The organism is Sulfitobacter sp. 1A15299 (assembly GCF_043556915.1).
GTDB lineage: Bacteria > Pseudomonadota > Alphaproteobacteria > Rhodobacterales > Rhodobacteraceae > Sulfitobacter.
This window is the reverse complement of record NZ_JBIFFJ010000002.1, coordinates 395,180-413,499: the sequence shown is the minus strand read 5'-3', so window position 1 is coordinate 413,499 and position 18,320 is coordinate 395,180. Positions and strand designations below refer to the sequence as shown.

Here is an 18,320-nt window from a genome sequence, read left to right as displayed (position 1 = left end):
TTTCTGCCCCATGCTAGCCCCAATCTTCGGGCAAAGAAAAGGCCCGGAGATCACGCTCCGAGCCTTCTTTAGCTAACCCTGTGATGGCTTAGCGCACGACGTCGACGATCAGGTTGGTCTCGTTATCGACGATCACGGTCGCGCCGTTGATGTTCACATAGCGGTATGTGGATTCCGGCACCTCATAGGTTGTTACCGATGTGGGGATGCCCGCGCCGACCACGACTTCACCGTCGAGGTACACGGTTTCGACCGGGTTCTCGCGGACGTAGGTGATGGTGGATTCTTCGGGTTCAGCGGCGGCGGAGCCAGCGGCGCCACCGGCAATGCCACCCGCGATAATGCCACCGATCGGGCCACCCACGGCATAGGCCGTCAGCGCACCGATCGTCGCGCCAGCAGCAGCGCCTGCGGTCTCATTCTCGGCGGTGCCTTCGGGGTCTTCATAGGTCACGGTGCCCACTTCAACGGTCGCGGGGCGCGTGGTCAGGGCCACAGCCTGCTCTTCGACTTCAACGGCGAGGTAATCGGAATAGGACCAACCTGTCGCGTCGCCAAAGGAGACTTGGCACCAGGATTGGCCGTCAAGGCAGCCTTCCACCTTGGCGGCTTCGCCTCCGGGGATGACGCCGACGATGTCATACTGAGGGCCGGGGCCCGAACGGATGTTGAGATCGGTTGCCGCATAGGCTTCGGCCGATTGTGCATAGACGGGTGCAGCGGCACCCAGAGCGATGGCGGATACCATTCCAAGTTTGACAATATTCATCTCTTACCCTTTCTGTTCGGCGGGGAGTGCCCTGCGGGATGTCCGGCGCCGTTGTTGGTCGTGTTCGGTCAACAATGGGAAAGAGGGTTCGTTCCACGCTATTCGCGGAGTGCTGAGCCGTTGCGCCCTTTTGCTGCATATTTGAGCGGCAAACTGCCCGGAATCGGCGGAATGATGCCTGCCTCCACGGCTTCGCAGTTTGTTGGAAACCCAAGCATTGGGCGCGACGTTATGGGCTGTCGCCGCATCATGTGGCACGTGTGGAGGAAATGCGTGGGCCCGGGGTGGAGCGGCTGTTTCGTGAGCGGCTGCGGAGGCGTTCTGCGACACTTCGGGCGGTCTGCCGGTCCAGCCCCGCCGCGGCGCAGTCCTCCGCGCTGCCCTGCGCGTTCTGCAAAATGTGCAGGATATCATCCAACTGCCGATCCTCTGCGGATGGTTCGGAGAGGTGCAGCACCGTGTTCGCCGGGCCGAGCATCCACGAACGGTGGGTCTTGTTGCGCCACTGGCAAAGCGCATGCACTTCCGTTTGATACAGGTCTTTGATCGGGTTGAAATCGCCGGATATGGCCCCTTGTCCCATCACGGCGGCGGATTTGCTCTGCGGCGAAAGCAATATTTCCCCGGCGTCATCGGCCAGCGCACGCAGGATCAGGCCGCGCAGGGGCAGGGCGAGGGTGTCGGCGCCGCCCTTCGCGCCCAGCTCTGCCAGGGTTTCGTGCAGCGTGGCATGTAGATCACCCTCCGTAGGAACCGCGATCTGACGGACATTCTCGGCCCCCAAAGCATCCCGCGCAATCGCCGCCGCGAGCGCGGTATCGTTCCCCTCGGCCTGTTCCACCACCACCTTCGAGGCGCCGGTTTCGGCAGCATAGTCCCGCAGCCCCACGACCAAGGCGCGGTAGTCCCGTTCCAGCGCCTCCGGCTGCGGCGCGAAGGCGCTTTCCACGATCCGCCAGCCCTCCGGTCCGCGCGCCAGATCGACATGGGCAAGCGCCGTGTCGAAGGCGGGCATCTGCAATGCCAGCTTGCCGCCGGGGTTCAGCGCGAATGTGGCCCCGTCAAAGACCGTCTCACCCGCGCCGCCAGTCCTATTGAGGTGGATCACCGGCAGTTCCGTCTCGATCACCCGCGCGACCATGTGGTTGAGGCGCCGCTCCATCGCGCCGCGTAGATGGGGCGTGGCATTGGGGATCAGCAGCAGTTCGGCCCCCGTCTCGGCCTGGGTTTCGGCCACGTCGCCCGTCTCACCATCCGCGCCGATGGGAGAGCCGATGCGCAGCCCCGCCACCGCATAGGGGCCGCTGATCGGCGCGGGATCGAACAGACCGCGCGGGCGGGGCGCGTGTTGCAGCACCCTTTGGGCAATCTTTCCGCCTTGCAGGATGAGGTAAGCGTTGTGGAGCTTGCCCGCTGCGACCCAAGGTGCGCCCAGAGCCAATACGGGGCCATCGGCGCAATGCGCGGCCAGTGCTTCAAGCTGCGCCAAGACATCGCGCTGATAGGCAGGGTTCTGGGACAGTTCTTCTGCGTCATGCCCGGCCAGGAAACATTCGGGCAGGGCGACCATCTGCGCGCCTGCGTCGCGTCCGGCCTGCCAGGCGTCGCGGGCCAATGCCGCGTTCCCGGGCAGATCACCGGCGGTCGGGTTCAACTGCCCGAGGGTGAGGCGGAAACGGTCTGACATGGCGCGGCTCCGTGTTGGCAGGCGTCAGGTGGATCTAGCAGATCGGGCGGGGGGCGAAACCCCTGCGCGCAGGCACGGCTGCGCGGGATCCGCCCAAACCGGCGCGCCCGTCTTGCAAACACGTTGCCTCTGCCCGCCATCACCCGTAACCTCGGGCCAAATGCCACTTAACGAGATCGGGAATTTCCGCCCATGTTGCACCGCAGCCTGCCCCTCTGTCTGATCGCCCTTCTGGCCACGCCGCTTGCGGCGCAGGACGGGCAGGTGCTGACCAAGGAATATGACGACGGCGGCATCTATGAGGGCACCTTTCAAGGCGGTCTCCAGCATGGCACCGGCACCTATAAGCTGCCCAATGGCTATGAATACTCCGGCGAATGGGTCGAGGGGGAGATCAAGGGCGAAGGCGTCGCGCGTTTCCCCAACGGATCGGTCTATGAGGGTAATTTCGCCAAGGGCAAGCCCGACGGGCTGGGCAAGATCACCTTTGCCGATGGCGGCACCTATGAAGGCGAATGGGAAGCGGGCGCGATCATGGGGCAGGGCGTGGCGATCTACGCCAATGGCGTGCGCTATGAGGGCGAGTTTCGCAACGCCAAGCACCACGGCAAGGGCGTGATGCAAAGCCCCGGTGGCTATGAATACAAAGGCGATTGGGTCGATGGCGTCAAACAGGGCGTTGGCACGATCACCTACCCCGATGGCGCGGTCTATGAAGGCGCGATCGAAGCCGGCAAACGCAGCGGCGAAGGCACGCTGACCATGCCCGACGGGCTGGTCTATGTCGGCAAGTGGAAAGACGGCCAGATCGACGGCTCCGGCACGTTGACGCAGCCCAACGGCGATGTCTACGAAGGCACGCTGGTCGCGGGCCGCCGCGAGGGCAAGGGCAAGGTCACCTATGAAAACGGTGACACCTATGAGGGCGATTTCAAGGACGACCGCCGCGACGGGCAGGGCACCTTCACCGGCACCGATGGCTATGTCTACACCGGCTCTTGGGTGGCCGGGCAGATCGAAGGCGAGGGGCAGGTGACCTATCCCGACGGGTCGGTCTATGTCGGCACCTTCCGCAATGATCTTGCCGATGGCACGGGCAAGATCACCTATCCCGATGGCTCCACCTATGAGGGCGAATGGGTCGCCGGGGTGATCGAGGGCGAGGGCATCGCCACCTATACCAATGGCGTGGTCTATGAAGGCGAATTCAAGGATGCCCGCAATCATGGCCAGGGCGTGATGACCTATGCCGATGGCTACCGCTATGAGGGCGGCTGGCAGGATGGTCAGCGGCATGGGCAGGGCAAGGCGACCTATCCCGATGGCACCGTTTATGAGGGGGCCTTCAGGAACGGCCAGCGCCACGGTCAGGGCAAGATCACCATGGCCAGCGGTTTCGTCTATGAGGGCGCGTGGACCGAGGGCGAGATCGAAGGTCAGGGTGTTGCGACCTATGCCAATGGCGATGTCTATGAGGGCACGTTCAAAGCGGGCAAGCGGCAGGGCAGCGGCACCATGCGCTATGCCAGCGGCGAGGAAGCCTCGGGCGAATGGGAGAATGGCGCGCTGAGCGATGAGAGCGCCGGGGCCGAAACCTCGGAGGCGGCGGATGCGGCTTCGGAAGAGGCTGACGGTGAGGACGCGGCCACCGAAACACCCGCGCCCGAAGACAGCACCGACGCGGATACCTCTGAGGTTGTGCCCGCCCCGACTGGCACCGCAGCAGACGGGGGCTGACCCCCGCCTTTGCTGGACAACGCCCGCGCCCTGTGGCAAGCCCGCGCGCAACAGGAGTACGCCAGATGTCCAACCCCACAGTCACCCGTTTCGCCCCGTCCCCCACTGGCTATATCCACGTGGGCAACCTGCGCACCGCGCTGATGAACTACCTCATCGCGCGCAAGGCGGGCGGCACTTTCATCCTGCGCATCGACGACACCGATCCCGAGCGCAGCAAGGAAGAATATGTCGACGGCATCAAGCAAGACCTCGAATGGCTGGGTCTTGAGTGGGACCGGGTCGAGCGTCAGTCCGAGCGGCTGGACCGCTACCACGCCGCCGCCGATGATCTGCGCGCCAAGGGCCGTTTCTACGAGGCTTTCGAGACGCCGACAGAGCTGGACCTCAAACGCAAGAAACAGCTCAACATGGGCAAGCCACCGGTCTATGACCGCGCCGCGCTGAACCTGTCGGACGATGAGAAGGCGGCCCTGCGCGCCGAACGTGGCGACGGGGTCTGGCGGTTCAAGCTCGATCACGAGCGCATCGAATGGGACGATGGTATCCTTGGCGATATTTCCATCGACGCGGCCTCGGTCAGTGATCCGGTGCTCATCCGCGGCGACGGGCAGATCCTTTATACATTGGCAAGCGTCGTCGACGACACCGAGATGGGTGTGACCCATGTGGTGCGCGGCTCGGACCATGTGACCAACACCGCCACGCAAATCCAGATCATGCAGGCGCTTGGCAATGCAGCGGTGCCCTCCTTCGCGCATCACTCGCTGCTGACCGGCCCGCAGGGCGAGGCGCTGAGCAAGCGTTTGGGCACATTGGCGCTGCGCGACCTGCGCGAGCAGGGCGTCCAGCCCTTCGCGCTGTTGAGCCTGATGGCGCGGCTCGGCTCTTCCGATCCGGTGGAACTGCGCACGGAGATGGCCGCGTTGATCGACGGCTTCGACATCAACCGCTTCGGCTCGGCCCCGACGAAATTCGACGTGGCTGATCTCTTCCCGCTGACGGGGCGCTACTTGCAGCAATTGCCGCTGGAGGCCGTGAAAGACGACATCACGGCGCTTGGCGTGCCGGAAGACAAGGCGGCGCAGTTCTGGGCCGTGACCCGCGAAAATATCTCGACCTTGAAGGATCTTGGCCCCTGGTGGGCCATGTTCCGCGACGGGGCGGAGCCGGTGATCGCCGAGGAAGACCGCGAATTCGTGGCGCAGGCCATGTTGCTGCTGCCCGATATGCCTTTCGATGAGACCACTTGGTCCAGCTGGACCGCAGCGGTCAAGGAAGCCACGGGCCGCAAGGGGCGCGGGCTGTTTCGGCCTTTGCGTCTGGCGCTGACGGGGCAGGAACATGGGCCGGAGATGGCGCAGGTGATGCCGCTGTTGCAGGTGGTGAAGGCGCGCGGCTGATTGGCGGGCTTGGGGGCTTGCGGCAGCCTCCCGGGGGCGCTGCCCCCGGACCCCCGAGGGTATTTGAGAAAGGATGAAGGAAGTTTGGGGGGCGTGTTTTCGCCCCTTAGAAGTTCCTTGCGGCGAAGGTTGTTTCGGCGCGTTCTTTGATCTGCACAGACAGGCGATCCATGTGGTGGTCGACCACGGCGGTTTCCGCCTTCGTCAGCGTTTGGTGGCGCGGGTAGAGCGGGGCTGCGCGGTCGTTGAGGATGGGCGTGTTCCAGCCGTCGGTCGTGTCGAAAAAGCGCGCCGCGCCCTCGGTGCCGAATTCGCGCAGGAAGCCTTGGACCACCACGTCGAGATAGCTGAGCAGGATAACGTGATCGCCGTGGTTCACCGCGATGTCGGCGGGGATCGCGTAATGGGCGATGTCGGGGGCGGGGGTCAGGTCATGCACCACCGCGCCGCCTGAGGCGTGGCGTTCGTAGCTGTATTCGCGTTTGTCCAGCGCGGCCCAATCCGCGCCCGGGACGGCGGCGATCAGCCCGTCGATCCGGGTCTCGGGATGCTGCACCACGGAAAGGTAGACGATATCGCGCCCCTCGGTACGGACCCATTGGCGGCGCCATCCGTCGAGCTGCGCCGGGCGGGCGTCGGGGTAGCTATGGGTGTTGCGGTTCACAAGGCTGCCGTAGCCAAAGAAATAGGGGGTCATGAGGGGTGCTTTCCATCTGTCGTGTTGCCGGTAAGAAAACATGTGTCGCATCCGCTCACAACCATGCTTGACGCAGAGGTATGCCCCAGCATACGAAAGGCCCAATCGTCACGGGAGAATCGGTTAACGCCGATGCCGAAGGAGCAACCGCCCCGGAAACTCTCAGGCCCCAGGACCGTGATGTGACCAAGACTCTGGAGAGAGGCGCGGATGCGCACGCCGAAGGGATAACGATCTCAGGCGGAAGGACAGAGGGGGCATCATGTGCTGCAGCAGCGGCGCTAAGGTGCCGGCATGGTCAAAAGGTCATCCGGAAGCGACAGGAAAGGCGAACCGGATGAGCGATCTCAAGCAGACGGCATTGCATGATTTGCATGTGGAACTGGGGGCCAAGATGGTGCCCTTCGCGGGCTATTCCATGCCCGTGCAATACCCTCTTGGCGTGATGAAGGAGCATCTGCACACCCGCGCCGCCGCCGGGTTGTTCGATGTGGGCCACATGGGGCAGGTTGTCGTCCGGGCGAGATCGGGCAGCTATGAGGATGCGGCTCTGGCGATGGAGCGGCTCGTGCCGGTCGATGTGCTGGGCCTTGGTGAGATGCGCCAGCGCTATGCCATGTTCACCGATCCCAATGGCGGTATTCTGGATGACCTGATGCTGGCCAATCTGGGCGATCATCTGTTTGTCGTGGTGAATGCCGGGTGCAAGGATGATGATATTGCCCTGATGCGGGAGGCCCTGTCGGACGTTTGCGAAATCGAGGTGCTGGACGACCGCGCCCTGCTGGCCTTGCAGGGGCCGCAGGCCGAGGCGGCGCTGGCGCGGTTGCAGCCTTCGGTGGCGGATACGAAATTCATGGATGTGGCGCGGGACGTGGACCTTGACGGGATCACCGTCACCCTGTCGCGCTCGGGCTACACCGGGGAGGATGGCTACGAGATTTCCGTCGCCAATGGTGATGCGGTGGCTCTGGTGCAGAAGCTTTTGGCGATGGAGGAGGTCGAACCGATCGGCCTTGGCGCGCGCGACAGCCTGCGGCTGGAAGGCGGGCTTTGCCTTTATGGCCACGACATCGACACCACCACCACGCCGGTCGAGGCGGCGCTGAACTGGGCGATCCAGAAGGTGCGGCGCGAAGATGGCGCCCGCGCGGGCGGCTTCCCGGGCGCGGGGGTGATCTTGCAACAGCTGGCCGACGGCGCGCCGCGCAAGCGCGTGGGGCTGCTGCCCGAGGGCCGTGCGCCGATGCGCGAGGGTGTGGCGATCTTCGACGCCGCCGAGGGCGGCAACGAGATTGGCCGCGTGACCTCCGGCGGCTTTGGCCCCACGGTTGGCGGCCCGGTTGCCATGGGCTATGTCAGCGCCGAGCATGCGAAGGTCGACACCGCGCTTTGGGGCGAGGTGCGCGGCAAGCGCCTGCCACTGACCGTCACGAAAATGCCGTTCGTCGCGGCGAACTTCAAACGCTGAATCTACACAGGGAACTCTATTATGAAATTTACCGAAGAGCATGAATGGCTGCGCGTCGAGGGTGACGAAGTGGTCGTAGGCATCACCAACCATGCCGCCGAGCAGCTGGGCGATGTCGTATTCGTGGAACTGCCCGAGGAAGGCACCACCGTCAGCAAGGACGACGAGGTCGTGGTGATCGAATCCGTCAAGGCGGCGTCGGATATCCTTGCGCCCATCGACGGTGAGATCACGGAAGTGAACTCTGCGCTGACCGACAACCCCAGTATGGTCAACGACGACCCGCAGGGCGAGGCATGGTTCTTCAAGATGAAGGTCTCCGACGCCAGCCAGATGGACGACTTCATGGACGAAGCCGCCTATCAGAAATTCATCGGGTAAGCGCGCCGGGGCGCCGATCTGCCCCGAGACTGAGCCAGAGCGTCGCCCCGCGCGGGCGGCGCATCACATCAAGGGGGCGCGCCGCTGCCGCGCCGTGACGAGGAATCCGACATGAGCTTCAAGCCCACCGACTATCTGCCCTATGATTTCGCCAACCGGCGCCACATCGGCCCGTCGCCCTCCGAGATGTCGCAGATGCTCGACACCGTGGGCGCCGAAAGCCTCGATGCGCTGATCGACGACACGCTGCCCAAGGCGATCCGCGCCAAAGAGCCGCTCGATTTCGGCAAGGCGATGAGCGAGCGCGAGGTGCTCGAGCACATGCGCCGCGTCGCGGGCAAGAACAAGGTGCTCACCAGCCTGATCGGGCAGGGCTATCACGGCACCGTCACGCCGCCGGCGATCCAGCGCAACATCCTCGAGAACCCGGCGTGGTACACCGCCTATACCCCCTACCAGCCCGAGATTTCGCAGGGCCGGCTGGAGGCGCTGTTGAACTTCCAGACCATGGTGAGCGACCTCACCGGGTTGGAGATCGCCAACGCCTCGCTGCTCGACGAGGCCACGGCCTGCGCCGAGGCGATGACCATGGCGTTGCGCAGCGCGAAATCCAAGGCCAAGGGCTTCTTCATCGACGCCAACTGCCACCCGCAGAACATTGCCGTGATGAAGACCCGCGCCGAGCCTCTGGGCATCGAGGTCATCGTTGGCGAGCCCGAGGAGATGGAAGCCGAGAAGATCTTTGGCGCGATCTTCCAGTATCCCGGCACCTACGGCCACGTGCGCGATTTCACCGATCACATGGCGGCCCTGCACGCAGCCAAGGCCGTCGGCATCGTTACCGCCGACCCGCTGTCGCTGACCCTGCTGAAAGAACCGGGCGCCATGGGCGCGGACATCGCCGTCGGCAGCACCCAGCGGTTCGGCGTGCCCGAGGGCTATGGCGGCCCGCATGCCGCCTACATGGCCTGCAAGGACTCCATGAAGCGTTCCATGCCCGGCCGCATCGTGGGTGTCTCCATCGACGCCCATGGCAACCGCGCCTACCGCCTGTCGCTGCAGACCCGCGAGCAGCATATCCGGCGTGAGAAGGCCACGTCGAACGTCTGCACCGCGCAGGCGCTGCTGGCCGTCATGGCCTCGATGTATGCCGTGTTCCACGGGCCGGAAGGGCTCAAGGCCATCGCGCAGCGCATCCACCGCAAGACCGTGCGTCTGGCCAAGGGGCTGGAGGCCGCGGGCTTCGAGGTGCAGCCCGACGCTTATTTCGACACGATCACCGTCGAGGTCGGCCCGTTGCAGGCCGCTGTGATGAAATCCGCCGTGGACGAGGGCATCAACCTGCGCCGCGTCGGCACCACCAAGGTCGGCATCACGCTGGACGAACGCACCCGCCCCGACACGATCGAGGCGGTCTGGCGCGCCTTCGGCATCCGTCAGGCGGATGACGATTTCACGCCCGAATACCGCCTGCCCGAGGGGCTGGTGCGCACCAGCGATTACCTCACGCACCCGATTTTCCACATGAACCGAGCCGAGACTGAGATGATGCGCTACATGCGCCGTCTTGCGGACCGCGACCTTGCGCTCGACCGGGCGATGATCCCCTTAGGCTCCTGCACCATGAAGCTGAACTCCGCGGCCGAGATGATGCCGGTGACATGGCGCGAGTTCTCGCTGATCCACCCCTTCGTGCCCGCCGATCAGGCGCTTGGTTATCAGGAGATGATCGACGATCTGTCGGAGAAGCTGTGCGAGATCACCGGCTATGACGCGATCTCCATGCAGCCGAACTCGGGCGCGCAGGGGGAATATGCGGGCCTGCTAACCATCGCCGCCTACCACCGTTCGAAGGGTGAGGGGCACCGGAACATCTGCCTCATTCCGATGAGCGCCCATGGCACCAACCCGGCCTCGGCCCAGATGGTCGGCTGGAAAGTCGTGGTGATCAAGACAGCCTCCAACGGCGACATCGACCTCGACGATTTCCGCGCCAAGGCCGAGCAGCACAGCGAGAACCTCGCCGGTTGCATGATTACCTATCCCTCGACCCACGGCGTGTTCGAAGAAACCGTGCACGAGGTCACCAAGATCACCCATGACCATGGCGGGCAGGTCTATATCGACGGGGCCAACATGAACGCCATGGTGGGGCTCTCGCGCCCCGGCGATCTGGGCGGCGACGTGAGCCACCTGAACCTGCACAAGACCTTCTGCATCCCGCATGGCGGCGGCGGCCCCGGCATGGGCCCGATCGGCGTGAAATCGCACCTGATCCCGCATCTGCCGGGCCATCCGAACGAGGAAGGCGCTGCCGTCTCCGCGGCACCCTACGGCTCCCCCTCGTTGCTGCCGATCTCATGGTCCTACTGCCTGATGATGGGCGGCGAGGGTCTGACGCAGGCGACCCGTGCCGCGATCCTCAATGCCAACTACATCGCCAAGCGGCTCGAAGGCGCCTACGACGTGCTCTACAAGGGCCCGTCGGGTCGGGTGGCGCATGAATGCATCATCGACGTGCGCCCCTATGAGGAAACGGCGGGGATCACTAATGAGGATGTCGCCAAACGTCTGGTCGATTGCGGCTTCCACGCGCCGACCATGTCCTGGCCGGTGGCGGGCACGCTGATGGTGGAGCCAACCGAGTCTGAGACCAAGGCCGAATTGGACCGTTTCTGCGACGCCATGCTGGCGATCCGCGAAGAGATCCGCGAGATCGAAGAAGGCCGCATGGACCGCGCAAACAACCCGCTCAAGAACGCGCCGCACACGGTGGAGGATCTGGTGGTGGAATGGGGCGACCGGCCCTACAGCCGCGAGCAGGGCTGCTTCCCCCCGGGCGCCTTCCGGGTCGACAAATATTGGCCGCCGGTCAACCGCGTCGACAATGTGCACGGCGACCGCAACCTGATCTGCACCTGCCCCCCGCTGGAGGATTACGCCGAAGCGGCGGAGTAAGGCGAAAGTTTCAGAAAGGCCGAGGGCGCGGGATCACTCCTGCGCCCTTAGCATATCTGCGGGACGTGCGTTCAGCGCCTTCAGCGCAAAGCCCAGACCCGCTAGCACCGTGGCCAAGACGCCGCCCGCGATGATCATCAGCGCGTTGGGCCAGACCACGGCGAAATCGGTCTCCATGACGAAATGGCTCACGGCCCAGCCGCCGGTGATCCCCGCCAGCAGCGCCACCGCCCCGGCAAAGAGGCCGAGCAGCGCGGCGCGCAGCACAAAGCTGGTGGCGATGGCGCGGCGCGAGGCGCCCATGGTTTTCAGCAGCGCCGCCTCATAGCTGCGCGCCCCGGTACCTGCGGCGGCGGCCCCGATCAGCACCATGAACCCCGTCGCCAGCGTGGCCAAGGCGCCAAAGGAAATGGCAGAGGCGAGCCCAGCCAGCACCGCCGCGACCCGGTCGATCGCATCGCGCACGCGGATGGCGGTGATATTGGGGTATTCGCTGGCCAGATCGCGCAGAATGGCCGCTTCGGCCTCGGGTTCGGCATAGACGGTCGAGATGAAACTATGCGGCGCGCCGGCAAGGGCGGCGGGGTTCATCGTCAGCACAAAGCCGATCCCGGCGGTCGAGAAATCGACCTCGCGGAAGCTGGTGATCGTGCCGGTGATGTCGCGGCCAAGGATGTTGACGCTGAGCGTATCGCCCAGTTCCAGCCCGATTTCCTCGGCCTCTTCGGCGGCAAAGCTGATCTGCGGATCGCCGCTGTAATCCTGCGCCCACCACTCCCCCGCCGTGATCCGCGTGTCTTCGCCGGGCAGGGCCGCATAGGTCACCCCCCGGTCGCCGCGCACGACCCAGTGATCGCCCGCGACCTCACGCGCGGGGCGTCCGTTGATCTGGGTGATCACACCGCGCAGCATCGGTGCGCTTTCGATACGCGACACGGCCGGATCGCCCTCAAGCCGCGCGGTATAGCCGGGCATCTGGTCTTTCTGGATATCGACGAAAAAGTAGGAGGGCGCCACCTCAGGCAGGTTGCCCGAGATCGCCCGGCGCAGGTTGCCGTCGATCTGGCCCACGGCGGCCAGCACCGACAGGCCGAGGCCAAGCGCCAACACCACCGCCGTCGCCCCTTCGCCGGGGCCGCCGATGGCCGCCAGCGCCCACCGCAGGCGCGGATGCCCCCGCGCCCGGCGGGCCGCAGCACGGGCCAGCAGACGTAAGAGCGCCGCGGCGCACGCCAGCACGGCGAGCGTCGCGGCCAGCCCACCCAGCGTCCAGAGCGTGAGCGCCCAGGACCCGTTGAACCAGCCCGCCAGCGCCAACAGGGCGGCCAGCAGTAGCGCCATCGCCATGAGGTAGGGCGCGGCGGGCCAAGGCGATTGCCGTTGCCAATCGTCGCGAAACAGCGTCGCGGCGCGCACATCTGCGCTGCGGGCGAGCGGCCAGAGGGTGAAAAGGGCGGCGGTCAGTAGCCCGTAGAGCGCAGCCTCGATCAGCGGGGCGGGGTAGAGGGTGAAACGCGCGGGCAGGGGCAGGCTGGCCTCGATCAGCGGCGCGAGCAGCAAGGGCAGCCCCGCCCCGATCAGCAGGCCAAGGGTGACCCCGACCATGGCCAGGATGCCGACTTGGATGAAATAGGTCTGAAAGATCGTGGCGCGGGACGCGCCCATGGCGCGGAAGGTGGCGATGACGGCGGTCTTGCGTTGCAGATAGGCCCGCACCGCTGCCGCCACGCCGACCCCGCCGACGGCAAGACCCGAGAGCCCGACAAGCACCAGAAAGGCGCTCAGCCGTTCGACGAAACGCGCCACGCCCGGCGCGCCGTTGCGCGCATCGGTCCAGCGCATTCCGGCATCGGCAAAACGCGCCTTGGCCTCGGCTTCGAGCGGGGCGAGGGCGGTGCCTTGGGGCAATTCGAGACGGTATTTGCTGTTGAAAAGCGTGCCGGGGGCAAGCAGGCCGGCGCCTTCGAGTGCCGCGCGTTTCACCAGCGTGCGGGGCCCAAGGGAAAAGCCGCTGGCGGCGGAATCCGGTTCGCGTGTGATCAGCGCGGTCAGGATGAATTCGGCCTCGCCAAGCGCGAAAGTGTCCCCGGGGGAGAGGGCCAGCCGATCCGCCAGCGCCCGCTCCATCACCGCGCCGGGCAGCGTGGTGGCGGAGGGCGAAAGGGCATCTTCCAACGGCAGGGCGGGGTCCAAGACCATCTCGCCGATCAGCGGGTAGAGGTCATCGACCGCCTTTACCTGCGTGAGCGCGCGTTCCGAGGTCTCGCCCCCGCCGGTGACGGCCATAGAGCGGAACTCGACAATCTCGGAGACGCGCGTGGCGCGTTCGGCCATCCAGTCGCGCTCTTCGGGGGTGGCGAAACGATAGGTGAAGTCAAGCTCGGCATCGCCGCCGAGAAGGGCCGCGCCCTCGGCTTCCAACCCGGCTTCGATCGCCGCGCGGACGGTCCCGACAGCGGCCAGTGCGGCCACGCCGAGCGCGAGACAGGCCAACAGCAGGCGAAAGCCGCGCAACCCGCCGCGCATTTCCCGGCGGGCGAAACGGGCGGCAAGGCGCAGGCTCATGCGAGACGCCCGTCGCGAAGTTCCACTACCCGGTCGCAGCGCTGCGCCAGATCATCGGCATGGGTAACCAGCACCAGCGTCGCGCCATGGCGGTCGCGCAGTTCAAACAGCAGGTCCATGATCGCGGCCCCGTTGCGGCTGTCGAGGCTGCCGGTGGGCTCATCCGCCAAAAGGATCGCGGGCCGCGGGGCGGCGGCGCGCGCGAGTGCCACGCGCTGTTGCTCGCCCCCCGACATCTGCGCGGGATATTGGTTGATCCGGTGGCCCAGTCCCACGGCCTCAAGCTCGGCCCGGGCGCGGTCAAAGGCGTCATCGGCGCCGGAAAGCTCCAGCGGGGTGGCGACATTCTCAAGCGCGGTCATGGTGGGGATGAGGTGGAAAGACTGAAAGACGATCCCCATGCGCCCTTGCCGGAACCGGGCCAACCCGTCCTCGTGCAGCGCGCTCAGGTCGTGGCCGAGGGCGGTGACCTTGCCGCCGGTGGCGCGCTCCAGCCCGCCCATGACCATCAGAAGCGAGGATTTGCCCGACCCGGAAGCGCCGGTCAGCGCGATGCTCTTCCCTTGCTGGACCTGCAACGAAATGCCGCGCAGAATATCGACGGGGCCGGCATTGCCCTTGAGGCTCAGCGTGACATCTTGAAGGTCATAGACAGGGTCGCTCATCGGGTCGCCTTTGGCTTGGGGTACGTGATGGATATGGAGGTCCGCGAAGGATGCGCAAGGTATTGATCTGTTTTGCCTTTATTTTAGGCAGCGCGGCGCAGGCCGAGGAGGTGGTGATCGCAGCCCTCGGCGACAGCCTGACCCAAGGCTACGGGCTGCCCGCCGAGGAGGGGTTCGTGCCGCAATTGCAAGACTGGCTGGATGCCGAGGGGGTCGAGGCCAAGATCCTCAACGCGGGCGTGTCGGGCGACACCACCGCTGGCGGGCTGGCGCGGGTCGACTGGACCCTGACGCCTGAGGTGGACGCGATGATCGTGACGCTGGGGGGCAACGACATGCTGCGCGGGCTGGACCCGGCGCAGGCGCGCGGCAACATCGACGGCATCCTTGCCGCTGCGAAAAAGGCGGATGTGGAGGTGCTTCTGGTCGGCATGAGCGCGCCGGCTAACTACGGGGCGGGCTATAAGGCGGAGTTCGAAGGGCTCTACCCCGATCTGGCCGAGGCCTACGGGGCACTGTTCTACCCGGACTTCTTTACCGGCCTGCTGGCCGAGGAAAAGAATGCCGCCAGCGCGCGGAGCGAGACGGTGCAGCGCTATTTCCAAGGCGACGGCATCCACCCTAATGCCGAAGGCGTGGCGCTGATCGTGGAAGACATTGGCCCTGTGGTGGCGGAGCTTGCCGCCCGCGCCGCCGCGCACCGCTAACAAAAACGGACGCCGCAGCGTCCGTTTCGATCATCATGATGTGGCCCGTTCAGGCCAGCGCGATGTTGCTCGCGCTTTCGCGGCCATCGCGGCCGGCTTCGACGTCAAAGCTGACCTTTTGGTTGTCCGCCAGCCCGGTCAGCCCTGCGCGCTCTACTGCGGAAATATGGACAAAGATGTCTTTGCCGCCCGCATCCGGTGCGATGAAGCCGTAGCCTTTTGTCGTGTTGAACCATTTTACGGTGCCAGTAGCCATGCCCCGTGTCTCCCTCTCTCTGATCTGCCCGCAACATGCGGCAGCGCGGCTCGGTCGAATTCGTGATCGCTGGAGCCTTAGGGCAGCCGGGTCGAAAAGTCTTCGCGTCGCAGTTGTGATATTGGAATCTCTATTTTTAAAATCAAGGATTTTTACGGGGCGAGGGGGCGCAAGCAAGGAAGCGCCCATGAAATATAACCTGCCTGTTACAAAACTGGCAGGCATCTCGGGAACTTGCAGAAGGCGCGTTTTTCAAAAATTTACCAGTTGATAAAAAAATGATTCCGTGAGAGCGTTTTCAAAACACCAAGAAAACGACAGGGATTTTGATATGGCACGAGATGTGTTTGAGCCGGGGATCGTTCCGGGGCGGTTAGAACCGCAGAGCTATGCCGAGGGGTTTTCGGATCTTCATCCGCCCTTGGACGAACATGAGGCGCTGGTCGCGGCGGACCGCTGTTACTTTTGCCACGACGCGCCCTGCATAACGGCCTGCCCGACCGACATCGACATTCCGCTGTTCATCCGGCAGATCGCCACCGGCACGCCCGATGCGGCGGCCAAGACGATCCTGAGCCAGAACATCCTCGGCGGCATGTGCGCCCGGGTCTGCCCGACAGAGACGCTCTGCGAAGAGGTCTGCGTGCGCGAAGTGGCTGAGGGCAAGCCGGTGTTAATCGGCCAGTTGCAGCGCTATGCGACGGATCATCTGATGGCGCAGGGCGTGCATCCGTTCAAGCGCGCGGCGGCCACGGGCAAGCGCATCGCGGTGGTGGGCGCGGGACCGGCGGGTTTGTCCTGCGCGCACCGTCTGGCGATGCTGGGCCATGAGGTCGAGATCATCGACGCGCGGCCCAAGCCCGGCGGGCTGAACGAATATGGCATCGCGGCCTATAAGACCCCGAACGGCTTCGCGCAGGCCGAGGTGGATTGGCTGATGCAGATCGGCGGGATCACCTTCCGCCATGAGGTTGCCGTGGGGCGTGATGTCACTCTCGAAGAACTGAAGGCCGATTACGATGCGGTTTTCCTTGGCATGGGGTTGGTCGGCGTCAATGCCCTCGGGGCCGAGGGGGAGGATAAGGCCGGGGTTGCCAATGCGGTCGATTTCATCGCCGAACTGCGGCAGGCCAGTGATATCTCCGGCGTGCCGATTGGCCGCGACGTGGTGGTGATCGGCGGCGGGATGACGGCGGTGGACGCGGCGGTGCAGGCCAAACTGCTGGGCGCGCTCAATGTGACGCTGGTCTATCGCCGCGGGCGCGACCGGATGAATGCAAGCGTGTTCGAGCAAGACCTCGCCGCCTCCAAAGGGGTGCGGATCGTGACCCATGCGGTGCCGATTGCCGTGCATGGCAACGGGTCGGTGCGCGAGATCGAGTTTGAATATGTCGATGAGGCGATGAAGGGCACCGGCCAGACTCTGCGCCTGCAAGCGGATCAGGTGTTCAAGGCCATCGGTCAGACGCTGTTGGGCGAGGGGCTGCCCGAACTCGACGGGCGCAAGATCAAGGTCGATGGCACCGGGCGCACCAGCCTCGCCGGGGTCTGGGCCGGGGGCGATTGCGCCAGCGGCGGCGATGACCTGACGGTGACCGCCGTGGCCGAGGGCCGCGACGCGGCGATGGACATTCACACCACATTGATGGGGGCGGCGGGCTGAGGCCGCGCCGAGAGGGAGACATAACATGGCTGATCTGAGAAGCGATTTCATCGGGATCAAATCCCCCAACCCGTTCTGGCTGGCCTCCGCGCCGCCGACGGACAAGGAATACAACGTGCGCCGCGCCTATGAGGCGGGCTGGGGCGGGGTGGTCTGGAAGACCCTCGGCTCCGAAGGGCCGCCGGTGGTCAATGTCAACGGCCCGCGCTACGGCGCGATCTGGGGCGCGGACCGGCGGCTTCTGGGGCTCAACAACATCGAGTTGATCACAGACCGCCCGCTTGAGGTGAACCTGCGCGAGATGAAGGCGGTCAAACGCGACTACCCCGACCGCGCGCTCATCGCCTCGATCATGGTGCCTTGCGAGGAGGAGGCCTGGAAAGCCATCCTGCCGCATGTGGAGGAGACTGGCGCCGATGGGATCGAACTGAACTTCGGCTGCCCGCATGGCATGGCCGAGCGTGGCATGGGCTCTGCCGTGGGGCAGGTGCCGGAATATATCGAAATGGTCACCCGCTGGTGCAAGATGTACACCCGCATGCCGGTGATCGTGAAGCTGACGCCGAACATCACCAATGTGATCTACCCCGCCGAGGCCGCCAAGCGCGGTGGCGCGGATGCGGTGAGCCTGATCAACACGATCAACTCCATCACCTCGGTCGATCTGGACCTTTTCGCACCCGAGCCCACGATCGACGGCAAGGGCACCCACGGCGGCTATTGCGGCCCGGCGGTCAAACCCATCGCGCTCAACATGGTGGCCGAGATTGCCCGCAACCCCGAGACCCACGGTCTGCCGATCAGCGGCATCGGCGGCGTCACCACATGGCGCGACGCGGCAGAGTTCCTCGCCCTTGGCGCGGGCAATGTGCAGGTCTGCACGGCGGCCATGACCTATGGCTTCAAGGTGGTGCAAGAGATGATCTCGGGCCTGTCGGAATATATGGACGAGAAGGGGCTGACCTCGGTCGACCAACTGGTGGGCCGCGCGGTGCCGAATGTCACCGACTGGAACCAGTTGAACCTGAACTACGTCGCCAAGGCGAAGATCGACCAAGACCTATGCATCTCCTGCGGTCGTTGCTTTGCCGCTTGCGAGGACACCAGCCACCAGGCCATCGCCATGTCCGACGACCGCACTTTCACCGTGATCGAAGAGGAATGCGTCGCCTGCAATCTCTGCGTCAATGTCTGCCCGGTCGAAGACTGCATCTCGATGGAGGAACTGGCGGCGGGGACCACCGACCTGCGCACCGGCAAGACGGTGACGCCGGACTATGCCAATTGGACCACGCATCCCAACAACCCCTCCGTTCACGCGGTCGAACCGGCAGAGTAAGGCAAGACCCGCCGGCGCCCCG

At 65.1% G+C, this 18,320-nt stretch carries 14 protein-coding genes and 1 riboswitch; of the genes, 8 read left to right on the top strand and 6 right to left on the bottom strand.

Going from position 1 to position 18,320, the window contains the following annotated elements; genetic code table 11:
- Positions 1-88: 88 nt before the first annotated feature.
- Complete coding sequence (locus tag ACGYK7_RS05165; RefSeq protein WP_394399653.1) at positions 89-769, bottom strand: DUF1236 domain-containing protein; 681 nt, start codon at positions 767-769, stop codon at positions 89-91.
- Between the two features lie 247 nt (positions 770-1,016).
- The gene (locus tag ACGYK7_RS05160; RefSeq protein ID WP_394399650.1) at positions 1,017-2,456 is read right to left on the bottom strand and encodes a nitrilase-related carbon-nitrogen hydrolase; all 1,440 of its coding nucleotides are present in this window, start codon (positions 2,454-2,456) and stop codon (positions 1,017-1,019) included.
- Positions 2,457-2,648: 192 nt separating this feature from the next.
- Between ACGYK7_RS05160 and ACGYK7_RS05155 the strand changes: the two genes are divergently transcribed.
- Entirely contained in the window at positions 2,649-4,193 is a 1,545-nt protein-coding gene (locus tag ACGYK7_RS05155) for an MORN repeat-containing protein (protein ID WP_394399647.1), read from the top strand.
- A 65-nt stretch (positions 4,194-4,258) separates the two neighbouring features.
- Positions 4,259-5,596, top strand: coding sequence for a glutamate--tRNA ligase (gltX, locus tag ACGYK7_RS05150; RefSeq protein WP_394399645.1), 1,338 nt, complete (start codon positions 4,259-4,261; stop codon positions 5,594-5,596).
- A gap of 106 nt (positions 5,597-5,702) precedes the next feature.
- Here gltX and ACGYK7_RS05145 read toward each other — a convergent pair whose 3' ends face one another.
- Positions 5,703-6,293, bottom strand: coding sequence for a gamma-glutamylcyclotransferase family protein (locus ACGYK7_RS05145; protein WP_394399643.1), 591 nt, complete (start codon positions 6,291-6,293; stop codon positions 5,703-5,705).
- Between the two features lie 101 nt (positions 6,294-6,394).
- A riboswitch (glycine riboswitch) is annotated at positions 6,395-6,481 on the top strand.
- 149 nt (positions 6,482-6,630) lie between these two features.
- Between ACGYK7_RS05145 and gcvT the strand changes: the two genes are divergently transcribed.
- From gcvT to gcvP, 3 genes are all read left to right on the top strand, one after another.
- A complete protein-coding gene (gcvT, locus tag ACGYK7_RS05140; RefSeq protein ID WP_394399642.1) occupies positions 6,631-7,764 on the top strand; it encodes a glycine cleavage system aminomethyltransferase GcvT in 1,134 nt (377 codons plus the stop codon).
- A gap of 21 nt (positions 7,765-7,785) precedes the next feature.
- A complete protein-coding gene (gene gcvH / locus ACGYK7_RS05135) occupies positions 7,786-8,145 on the top strand; it encodes a glycine cleavage system protein GcvH (RefSeq protein ID WP_394399640.1) in 360 nt (119 codons plus the stop codon).
- A gap of 111 nt (positions 8,146-8,256) precedes the next feature.
- Entirely contained in the window at positions 8,257-11,103 is a 2,847-nt protein-coding gene (gcvP, locus tag ACGYK7_RS05130; protein ID WP_394399638.1) for an aminomethyl-transferring glycine dehydrogenase, read from the top strand.
- A 33-nt stretch (positions 11,104-11,136) separates the two neighbouring features.
- Here the strand turns inward: gcvP and ACGYK7_RS05125 are convergent, their stop codons facing one another.
- Together ACGYK7_RS05125 and ACGYK7_RS05120 are read right to left on the bottom strand one after the other, a co-directional pair.
- Positions 11,137-13,668, bottom strand: a complete 2,532-nt coding sequence (locus ACGYK7_RS05125; protein ID WP_394399636.1) for an ABC transporter permease — start codon at positions 13,666-13,668, stop codon at positions 11,137-11,139.
- A complete protein-coding gene (locus tag ACGYK7_RS05120; RefSeq protein ID WP_394399634.1) occupies positions 13,665-14,333 on the bottom strand; it encodes an ABC transporter ATP-binding protein in 669 nt (222 codons plus the stop codon). The genes ACGYK7_RS05125 and ACGYK7_RS05120 overlap by 4 nt, the downstream gene beginning before the upstream one ends.
- 50 nt (positions 14,334-14,383) lie before the next feature.
- On the opposite strand from ACGYK7_RS05120, the gene ACGYK7_RS05115 reads away from it, so the two are divergent.
- Positions 14,384-15,040 carry an arylesterase gene (locus tag ACGYK7_RS05115; protein WP_394399632.1) on the top strand — a complete coding sequence of 219 codons (657 nt, stop codon included), beginning with the start codon at positions 14,384-14,386 and terminating at the stop codon, positions 15,038-15,040.
- Between the two features lie 49 nt (positions 15,041-15,089).
- Here ACGYK7_RS05115 and ACGYK7_RS05110 read toward each other — a convergent pair whose 3' ends face one another.
- Positions 15,090-15,296: a cold-shock protein gene (locus ACGYK7_RS05110; RefSeq protein ID WP_067265254.1), complete on the bottom strand. Its 207-nt coding sequence runs from the start codon at positions 15,294-15,296 to the stop codon at positions 15,090-15,092.
- Positions 15,297-15,627: 331 nt separating this feature from the next.
- Here ACGYK7_RS05110 and ACGYK7_RS05105 point away from each other — a divergent pair, with 331 nt between their 5' ends.
- Together ACGYK7_RS05105 and preA are read left to right on the top strand one after the other, a co-directional pair.
- Positions 15,628-16,959 carry an NAD(P)-dependent oxidoreductase gene (locus tag ACGYK7_RS05105; RefSeq protein ID WP_394399629.1) on the top strand — a complete coding sequence of 444 codons (1,332 nt, stop codon included), beginning with the start codon at positions 15,628-15,630 and terminating at the stop codon, positions 16,957-16,959.
- A gap of 25 nt (positions 16,960-16,984) precedes the next feature.
- Positions 16,985-18,298, top strand: a complete 1,314-nt coding sequence (preA, locus tag ACGYK7_RS05100) for an NAD-dependent dihydropyrimidine dehydrogenase subunit PreA (protein WP_394399627.1) — start codon at positions 16,985-16,987, stop codon at positions 18,296-18,298.
- Positions 18,299-18,320 lie beyond the last annotated feature (22 nt).